We start from the raw sequence: 9,542 nt of genomic DNA, 5'->3' as shown, positions 1-9,542 counted from the left end.
CAGATGTGTATAAGAGACAGTCCATGAGCGCCTTCACCGACAACCGCACCGACGATACCTTCGACGAGTTGTGGCTGCTGGAGCACGACCCGGTGTTCACGCTGGGCCAGGCGGGCCTGGCGGAACACGTGCTGGCGGCGGGCGACATCCCCGTCGTCCGCGTCGATCGCGGCGGCCAGGTCACCTATCACGGCCCCGGCCAGATCGTGGCCTACCCGATGATCGACCTGCGCCGCGTGGGCGTGGGCGTGCGTGAGCTGGTCCACCGCATCGAGCAGGCCATCATCGACACCCTCGGCGAATGGAACATCGGTGCGGAGCGCCGCGAGGGGGCGCCCGGCGTCTACACCGCGGGGGCCAAGGTCGCCGCCCTGGGCCTGCGTATCCGCCGTGGCTGCAGCTTCCACGGGCTGGCCTTCAACGTGGACATGGACCTGGAGCCCTACCACCGCATCAATCCCTGCGGCTACAAGGGTTTGGAAGTCACCCAGGTGCTAGACTTGGGTGGTCCGTCGCGGTTGGCGGACGTGGAAGACGTCCTGGTACAGGAATTCTGCAAGCAGTTCGGTTTCCACGCCGTCGACGCCGCGCCCATCCTCCCCGAACTCCCCGCCCGCCTTGCGGTCTGAGGCAGTAGCCCTATGAGCCAATCCTCCGTTTCCCCCTCCCGCAGCATCCCCATCGCCGTCGTCGACAAGCCCGGCGAGAAGATGCTCGGCAACGACAAGATCGCGCTCAACCGCGCGAGCTTCGACGCCAATCAGCCCGTGCTGCGCAAGCCGAGCTGGATCCGCGTGCGCCTGCCCCAGGGCAACGCCGTGCAGCAGCTGAAGGCGCGCCTGCGCGAGAACTCGCTGACCACGGTGTGCGAGGAAGCCAGCTGCCCGAACATCCACGAGTGCTTCTCCAAGGGCACCGCCACCTTCATGATCCTCGGCGAGGTCTGCACCCGCCGCTGCTCGTTCTGCGACGTGGCGCATGGTCGTCCGCTGGCGCCCGATCCGCTCGAGCCGGCTCGCCTGGCCGAGACGATCCGCGACATGCGCCTGAAGTACGTGGTGATCACCTCGGTGGATCGCGACGACCTTCGCGACGGCGGCGCCGCCCATTTCGCGGCCTGCATCCGCGCCGTGCGCCATGCCAGCCCCGATATCCGCATCGAGATCCTCACCCCGGATTTCCGCGGCAAGGGCCGCATGGAGCGCGCGCTGGAAGTCCTCAAGGATTTCCCGCCGGATGTCTTCAACCACAACCTGGAAACGGTCCCGCACCTCTACCGCGAGGTCCGTCCGGGCGCCGACTACCAGTGGTCGCTGGACCTGCTGAAGAACTTCAAGGCACAGCATCCGACGGTGCCGACCAAGTCCGGCATCATGCTGGGCCTGGGCGAGACGCTGGAGCAGGTGCTGGAGACCATGCGGGATCTACGTGCCCATGACGTCGACATGATCACCATCGGGCAATACCTGCAGCCAACGGCGCACCACCATCCGGTGGTCCGTTACTGGACGCCGGACGAATTCGAGGCGCTGCGCGTCGCTGGCGATGAAATGGGCTTCTCCCATGTCGCTTCCGGTCCGTTGGTGCGATCCTCCTACCATGCCGACCTGATGGCTCACGCCGCCGGCGTCGTCGAATAAACGCCCCAACGCATTCCGAGGCTCCGATTACATGACTCTTCGCCCCGCGATCGCTCTCCTGCTGGCCTTGTCGGCCGCGGGTGTCCAGGCACAGGCTGCCGCGCCGCAGCAGCAGCCCGGCACGACCGCGCCGGCGGGCAAGTCGGCGCCGCAACCGAAAGACGCCTCGGAAGCGGCGACCTCGCCCGAGCCACAGCGCAAGGAATCCAGCCTGCCGCTGAAACCGACCCAGGCCGAAGCGCAGGCGTCGCAGCTGTCAGCCCGCTTCCTCACGCGTTTCCACTACCAGGCCCAGCCGCTCGACGATGCCATGTCGGCCAAGATCTACAAGGCCTACATCGAATCGCTCGATAGCGAGAAAGTCTTCTTCACGCAGGAAGACCTCGCCAAGTTCGAACCGCTGAAGACGCAGTTCGACGATGCCATCTGGAACCAGGACCTCTCTGGTCCGTTCTCGGTGTTCAACCTGTACGTCACTCGCGCCGTCGACCGCATGAACTATGCGCGCAGCCTGCTCAAGCAGGGCTTCGACTTCAGCGGCAACGAGAGCTTCAACTTCGACCGCAAGAAGGCTGCCGCGCCGAAGAACCAGGCGGAGCTGGACGACGTGTGGCGCAAGCGCACGATGAACGACTGGCTGCGCCTGAAGCTGGCCGGCAAGAACGACGACGACATCCGCAAGACGCTCGACAAGCGCTACGCCACGTACATCTCGCGCGTGCGCCAGCTCGACGACGAGGACGCGACGCAGGCCTTCATGACCGCGTACGCCAATTCCACCGACCCGCACACCGATTACCTCGGTCCCCGCGCCGCCGACGCCTTCGACATCGCCATGCGCCTGTCGCTGGAAGGCATCGGCGCGGTGCTGCAGGCGCGCGACGACTACACCACCATCCGCGAACTCGTCCCGGGCGGCCCGGCGATCAAGTCCGGCAAGATGAAGCCCGGCGACCGCATCGTCGCCATCGGGCAGGGCGAGACCGGTCCCATGGTCGATGTCGTCGGCTGGCGCCAGGACGACGTGGTCAAGCTCATCCGCGGCAAGAAGGACACCACCGTCCGCATCGAGACCCTTCCTGCCGATGCCGGCGTGGACGGCAAGCACGAGATCGTCACCCTCGTGCGCAAGAAGGTCACGATGGAAGAGCAGGCCGCCAAGTCGAAGGTCATCGACGTGAAGGACGGCGACGTCACGCGCAAGATCGGCGTGATCGAACTGCCCACGTTCTACCAGGACTTCGGCGCGCGCCGTAACGGCGACGCCAACTTCAAGAGCGCCACCCGCGATGTTTCCAAGCTGCTCACCGAGCTGAAGGCGCAGAAGGTGGAAGGCGTGATCATGGACCTGCGCAACAACGGCGGCGGTTCGCTCAACGAAGCCACCGAACTCACCGGCCTGTTCATCGACACCGGCCCGGTGGTGCAGGTGCGCGACGCGCGCGGCCAGGTCGACGCCCAGGGCGACGACGCGCCGGGCATGGCGTGGGACGGTCCGATGGCCGTGCTGGTCAACCGTGGTTCGGCATCGGCGTCGGAGATCTTCGCCGCCGCCATCCAGGATTACGGCCGCGGCATCATCATCGGCGAGCCCACCTTCGGCAAGGGAACCGTGCAGAACCTGGTCGACCTCGACCGCTTCGGCAAGGCCACGACGGGTGAGGACGCCAAGTACGGCGAACTCAAGATGACCATCGCCGAGTTCATCCGCATCAACGGCGACAGCACGCAGCTGCATGGCGTCACGCCCGACGTGCAGTTCCCGCAGAATGGCGACGCCAAGGAATTCGGCGAATCCACCTACGACAACGCACTGCCGTGGCGTCACATCGATCCGGCCGACTACAAGCCGGTGGCCGATCTCAAGCCGATCATCGGCCCGCTCAACCAGAAGCACCAGGCGCGCGTGGCCACCTCGCCGGCGTGGAAGCTGATGCTCGACGAGCTGGCGCAGTACCAGAAGCTGCGCGACAAGACCGATATCTCGCTGAACTTCGCGGCGCGTCAGGCCGAGCGCAAGCAGTACGACGCCATCCAGACCGACTTCCGCAACCGCCGCAAGGCGATCTTCGGCGGCGACGGCAGCCCGGCGGAGCTGGGCGACGATGGCAACACGGCCGACGACGGCCTCAACGCCAACGAGCGCAGCATCAAGTCCGAGATCAAGCAGGAAGCCGAGGCGAAGAAGGCCAAGGACACGCCGCTGGACGAAGCCGCCCACATCGTCGGCGACGAAGTCGCGATGATCAAGGCTGATCCGAAGATCGCCGCGGAAGTGCTCCCCTACGGCGGCCGCAAGATCGACGCCCCACAAACGGCGCAGGTGCCGGCAAAACCACCGACCGACACCACCCCGTAACAAGAAGGCGCCGCAAGGCGCCTTTTTTATGCGGCTCCCACCAGACCAGAGCACGCATTCATCCTTTTCCTGATAGCCTCGATGCGTTTTTTCATCGCACAAGGGCAGGGAAATGACGGATCTCCTCGATCGACTCGGCATCGAACACGCCATGAGCATGCTCATCGTCGCTTACGCCATTCGCATCGGGTTGGCTTTGCTGCTCCTGGTCGTGGGCTTCTGGCTTGCCGCGCGCATCGCCAACTTCGGACGCCGTGCGCTCGAACGCGCGCGCGTCGACATCACGCTGGCCTTGTTCCTGCGCAACCTCATCTATGGCGTGCTGCTGGCGCTGCTCTTCATCAACGTGCTGGGTACGGTCGGTGTCCCGACGACATCGTTCATCGCCGCGCTGGGCGCCGCCGGCCTCGCCATCGGTCTCGCACTCAACAGTTCGCTGTCGAACATCGCCTGGGGCGTGTTGCTGATCCTGTTCCGTCCTTTCCGCGTGGGCGATTTCGTCAGCCTGGGCGGCATCGACGGCACGGTGGAAAGCGTGAACCTCATGCACACCTACCTGATCACGCCGGATAACCGTCAGGCGGTCGTGCCGAATGCCAAGGTGGGTGGCGACGCGATCATCAATTACAACGTGCGTGGCACGCGCCGCTTCGAGTTGAAGGTGGGTATCGGCTATGGCGACAACATCGGCAAGGCCATGCAGGTCGTGCAGGACCTGTTCGCCGCGGACCCGCGCATCCTCAAGGACCCCGCGCCCGGCGTGTGGACCGAGGCGTTGGGCGATTCCAGCGTGAACCTCGTCATCCGTGGATGGACCACCACCGGTGACCTGTGGGAAGCACAGACGACACTCCTGCGCCGGATCAAGGAGGGTTTCGACGAGGCCGGCATCACCATTCCCTACCCGCAGAGCGAGATCCGCCTCGTGGGCCCTCCGTCCGAGGGCGATCGCAATCCGCTACAGCCCGCGAGGTAAAGGGCGGAAATAAGGGTGGAAAAAGGGTGGGAGCCGACCCAGGGGGGGCGGCCGCCGCCGCCGGGCCCGGGTGGGGCAGCCCCCCACGCCCCCCCCGTGGGGGCCCCCCGGGGCCCGGGGGCCTGGTTCCGCAACCCCCCACCCCCCTACGGGGGGGGCTCCCACCGAAGCTAAGGATGTCCCCCACCGAAGCAAGGTTGTCTCCTACCGAGCGGCTTGCGGCTCGGAGCCATCCAGAACCGTCCCGCAAACCAGAAATCCTCCCGAACGACCGTTTGAATCGAGCGAAAACGGGTCATCCGGCGGGCCCGAGGGATTACAATCGACCGGTTGCGCCGCAGCACGGCGCCCGTCATTCCCCCGCCAGCGGGTTCGTCCGCCCGCAAGCGCCTGTTTTTAGGAGGTTCCATGGCCGACGTCAAAGAAGCCCGCGTCCCCGATATCGGTGGTAGCGCGGTCCCCGTCATCGAAATCATGGTCAAGGTCGGCGATCGCGTCGAGAAGGACCAGAGCCTGGTGACGCTCGAGTCCGACAAGGCCACGATGGAAGTCCCGGCGCCGTTCGCAGGCGTGATCAAGGAACTGAAGGTCAAGGTCGGCGACGAAGTCGACGAAGGCCACGTCATCGCCCTGGTGGAAGCCGAGGGCGATGCCCCGGCCGCGCAGCCGAAGGCCGAGGCGTCCAAGGCCGAAGCCCCGAAGGCCGAGGCCCCGAAGGCAGCCGCTCCGGCGCCCGCGCCCGCCGCGGCCAAGGCGCCGTCGGCGTCGAAGTCCTCCGGTCCGGTCGAGGTGAAGGTTCCCGACATCGGTGGCAAGCCGGTGCCGATCATCGAGATCATGGTCAAGGCCGGCGACCGCGTTGAAAAGGACCAGAGCCTCATGACGCTCGAGTCCGACAAGGCCACGATGGATATTCCCGCGCCCTCGGCGGGCGTGATCAAGGAATTGAAGGTCAAGGTCGGTGACGAGGTCAACGACGACCACGTCATCGCGATTCTCGAAGGCGAGGGCGGCGAAGCCGCTGCCGCCGACGAGCAGCCGGCACCGTCCAGCGAGAAACCCGGCGTTTCCGAAGCCCCGGCCGAGGCGCCGCGTCGCGAAGCCGCCGTCGCGCCGTCGGCCGACGTGCCGGTGGGCGGTGCGCCGCGCACGCCGCCGGTGTCGTTCGATGCATCGGTCGTCATGCCCGACGCCGTGCCGTACGCGAGCCCGGCCGTGCGTGCCTTCGCGCGCGAACTCGGTGTCGACGTGGCCCAGGTCAAGGGTAGCGGCCGTGGTGGCCGTATCCAGCGCGAAGACGTGTCCGCCTACGTGAAGCGGGTGATGACCGCCGGCGCGCCGGTGGCCGCGGGCGGAACCGTCGCCGCGGGTGGCGGGCTCAACCTGCTGCCGTGGCCGAAGGTGGATTTCTCGAAGTTCGGCGAAGTGGACGAGAAGCCGCTGTCGCGCATCCAGAAGATCTCCGGCGCGAACCTCGCCCGCAACTGGGCGATGATCCCGCACGTCACGCAGTACGAAGACGCCGACATCACCGAGCTGGAAGCCTTCCGCAAGAAGCTGGGCGAAGAGAACAAAGATCTCAAGATCACCCCGCTGGTATTCCAGATCAAGGCGGTGGTCGCGGCGCTGAAGAAGTTCCCCACCTTCAACGCCTCGCTCGACGCCTCCGGCGAAAAGCTCACGCTGAAGAAGTACTTCCACATCGGCATCGCCGTGGACACGCCCGACGGTCTCGTCGTGCCGGTCATCCGCGACGCCGACAAGAAGGGCCTGCTCGAACTCGCCGCGGAACTGGGCGAGATCTCGAAGAAGGCGCGCGACAAGAAGCTCACCGCGAACGACATGTCCGGCGGTTGCTTCTCCATCTCCTCGCTCGGCGGCATCGGTGGCACGGCGTTCACGCCGATCATCAACGCGCCGGAAGTAGCGATCCTCGGCGTATCGAAGGCGCAGACGAAGCCCGTCTGGAACGGCAAGGAATTCGCGCCGCGCCTGATGCTGCCGCTGTCGCTGTCATACGACCATCGCGTGATCGACGGCGCGCTCGCCGCGCGTTTCGCCGTGTACCTCGCCAACCAGCTCGGCGACATCCGCCGGCTGTTGCTCTGACGGGGGGCGGACCATGGCTAACACCATCGAATTGAAGGTTCCCGACCTCGGCGGCTCGCACGACGTGCCGGTCATCGAGATCCTGGTCAAGGTCGGCGACACCGTCGAGAAAGACCAGAGCCTCATCACCCTCGAATCCGACAAGGCCACGATGGACGTGCCGGCCACGCAGGCGGGCAAGATCGTCGAACTGAAGGTCAAGGTCGGCGACGAGGTGAACGACGGCAGCGTCATCGCCCTGATCGAAGCCGAAGGCGACGCCGGGAAGCCGGCTGCCGACAAGGTCGTCGGCCAGTCCGTGGCGAAGGACGCGCCCGCGCCCGCCGTACCGTCGCCCGCTCCGGCTCCGCCGAAACAGGCCGTCGCGGCGCCGGCTCCCGCGTCCACCGCCAGCGCGAAGGCGGCGGGCGATTCGGGACGCAAGGCGGACATCGAGTGCCAGCTGGTCGTGCTCGGCTCGGGCCCTGGCGGTTATACCGCGGCGTTCCGTGGCGCCGACATCGGCCTCGATACCGTGCTGGTCGAACGCTACGAATCGCTGGGCGGCGTCTGCCTCAACGTGGGCTGCATCCCTTCGAAGGCGCTGCTGCACGCGGCCGCCGTGATCGACGAGGCCGCCTCCATCGAGGCGCACGGCATCACGTTCGGCAAGCCGAAGATCGACCTGGACAAGCTGCGCTCGTTCAAGGAAAAGGTGGTCGGCAAGCTCACCGGCGGCCTCGCCCAGATGGCGAAGGCGCGCAAGGTACGCACCGTCACCGGTGTCGGCATGTTCATTTCGCCGAACGAAATGGAAGTCCAGACGGCCGAAGGCACGAAGCTCATCCGCTTCCAGAACGCCATCATCGCCGCCGGTTCGCAGTCGGTGAAGCTGCCTTCGTTCCCGTGGGACGACGAGCGCGTCATCGATTCCACCGGCGCCCTCGAACTGCGCGACGTGCCGAAGAAATTGCTCGTCGTCGGCGGTGGCATCATCGGCCTGGAAATGGCCACCGTGTACGCGGGCCTGGGCTCGGAAGTCACGGTGGTCGAACTGGCCGACCAGCTCATGCCGGGTGCCGACCTCGACCTGGTGAAGCCGCTGCAGGCACGCATCGCCAAGCGCTACAAGGGCATCCACCTCAAGACCAGGGTCGTCGAGGCGAAGGCCACGAAGAAGGGCATCGAGGTCACCTTCGACGGCGAGAGCATCCCCGAGACCACCGTGTACGACCGCGTGCTGGTGTCCGTGGGCCGTTCGCCTAACGGCAACAAGATCGGCGCGGACAAGGCCGGCGTGGAAGTCAGCGAGCGCGGCTTCATCCCCGTCGATCGCCAGATGCGCACGAACGTGAAGCACATCTTCGCCATCGGCGATCTCGTGGGCCAGCCGATGCTGGCGCACAAGGCCACGCACGAAGCCAAGGTCGCCGCCGAAGCGGCCGCCGGCCAGAAGAGCTTCTTCGACGCGCGCGTGATCCCGTCGGTGGCCTATACCGATCCGGAAATCGCCTGGGTCGGCGTGACCGAGCGCGAGGCGAAGGAAAAGGGCCTGAAGATCGGCGTGGGCAAGTTCCCCTGGGCGGCCTCCGGTCGCGCCATCGGCATCGACCGCACCGAAGGCTTCACCAAGCTCCTGTTCGACGAGGAAACCCATCGCATCGTCGGCGCCGGCATCGTCGGCCCGCACGCGGGCGACCTCATCTCCGAACTCGCCCTCGCGATCGAGATGGGCGCCGAAGCCGGCGACATCGGCCGTACCGTCCACCCGCACCCCACGCTCGGCGAATCCGTCGGCATGGCGGCCGAGGTGTACGAGGGCACGATCACCGACCTGTACATCCCGAAGAAGAAATAACCTACCGACGCCCGCGGTGCCATACGGCATCGCGGGCCGTCGCGGCCGGGCATGGTCGGTGAATGTCTTCACCACCTCATTCCCGCGATCTTCGCCACGGCAGGTTATCGGAACCCGGCCGCATCTACTTCATCACGACCACGACGTGGAATCGCGCTCCGCTGTTCCGCGACCACGGCTATGCACGCGCGGTTGCCCGCATCGCCTACTCACCGGCGACGTGGGCGGGCGCCGCATGTCTCGCCTGGGTGGTGATGCCCGACCATTGGCATGGCCTCGTCGAGTTGCATGACGGCGATCTTTCGAAGGTGGTGGGGCGGTTCAAGTCGCTAGCCACCAAGGCGATGAAGAAACACCGCCATCGTCACTATCCGGTCTGGCAAAAGACCTTCCACGATGCGGGGCTGCGAAAGGACGACGACATCAAGGCGGCGGCGCGTTATCTCGTCGCGAACCCCGTCCGCGCCGGTCTCGCGCAGTGCGTCGGCGACTACCCGTATTGGAACGCGGTCTGGCTGTAACCCGCGTTTGGCTCGTAGTCATAGGAAGGCATGGCGGGCTTGATATAGCCGGGGCAATCGCTTGGTGGGGGGGCGCCCGCCGGCGCGGGGGGAGGGGCGG

General features: G+C 66.3%; 7 protein-coding genes. All 7 read left to right on the top strand.

Annotation, left to right across the window (positions count from 1 at the left end):
• Positions 1-5: 5 nt before the first annotated feature.
• Positions 6-629, top strand: a complete 624-nt coding sequence (lipB, locus tag ACR9ZJ_RS17890; RefSeq protein WP_481288525.1) for a lipoyl(octanoyl) transferase LipB — start codon at positions 6-8, stop codon at positions 627-629.
• Between the two features lie 12 nt (positions 630-641).
• Positions 642-1,640, top strand: coding sequence for a lipoyl synthase (gene lipA, locus ACR9ZJ_RS17885; protein ID WP_481282520.1), 999 nt, complete (start codon positions 642-644; stop codon positions 1,638-1,640).
• 31 nt (positions 1,641-1,671) lie between these two features.
• Entirely contained in the window at positions 1,672-3,999 is a 2,328-nt protein-coding gene (locus tag ACR9ZJ_RS17880) for a carboxy terminal-processing peptidase (protein ID WP_481282521.1), read from the top strand.
• A gap of 112 nt (positions 4,000-4,111) precedes the next feature.
• Positions 4,112-4,975 (top strand): mechanosensitive ion channel family protein, encoded by an 864-nt coding sequence (locus tag ACR9ZJ_RS17875; RefSeq protein WP_481288524.1) that lies wholly within the window; start codon positions 4,112-4,114, stop codon positions 4,973-4,975.
• A gap of 408 nt (positions 4,976-5,383) precedes the next feature.
• Positions 5,384-7,084 (top strand): dihydrolipoyllysine-residue acetyltransferase, encoded by a 1,701-nt coding sequence (gene aceF, locus ACR9ZJ_RS17870; RefSeq protein WP_481288523.1) that lies wholly within the window; start codon positions 5,384-5,386, stop codon positions 7,082-7,084.
• Positions 7,085-7,097: 13 nt separating this feature from the next.
• Positions 7,098-8,921, top strand: coding sequence for a dihydrolipoyl dehydrogenase (gene lpdA / locus ACR9ZJ_RS17865; protein WP_481288522.1), 1,824 nt, complete (start codon positions 7,098-7,100; stop codon positions 8,919-8,921).
• 62 nt (positions 8,922-8,983) lie between these two features.
• Positions 8,984-9,442, top strand: coding sequence for an REP-associated tyrosine transposase (locus ACR9ZJ_RS17860; protein WP_481288521.1), 459 nt, complete (start codon positions 8,984-8,986; stop codon positions 9,440-9,442).
• Positions 9,443-9,542 lie beyond the last annotated feature (100 nt).

It is taken from the genome of Luteibacter sp. KNZ12-1A (genome assembly GCF_056755675.1).
This window is presented reverse-complemented; position numbering and strand designations above follow the sequence as displayed.

Bases quoted from the DNA above. Each gene is read 5' to 3' on its own strand.
- lipA (WP_481282520.1), top strand. From the start codon at position 642: ATGAGCCAATCCTCCGTTTCCCCCTCCCGCAGCATCCCCATCGCCGTC.
- ACR9ZJ_RS17880 (WP_481282521.1), top strand. From the start codon at position 1,672: ATGACTCTTCGCCCCGCGATCGCTCTCCTGCTGGCCTTGTCGGCCGCG.
- ACR9ZJ_RS17875 (WP_481288524.1), top strand. From the start codon at position 4,112: ATGACGGATCTCCTCGATCGACTCGGCATCGAACACGCCATGAGCATG.
- aceF (WP_481288523.1), top strand. From the start codon at position 5,384: ATGGCCGACGTCAAAGAAGCCCGCGTCCCCGATATCGGTGGTAGCGCG.
- lpdA (WP_481288522.1), top strand. From the start codon at position 7,098: ATGGCTAACACCATCGAATTGAAGGTTCCCGACCTCGGCGGCTCGCAC.
- ACR9ZJ_RS17860 (WP_481288521.1), top strand. From the start codon at position 8,984: ATGTCTTCACCACCTCATTCCCGCGATCTTCGCCACGGCAGGTTATCG.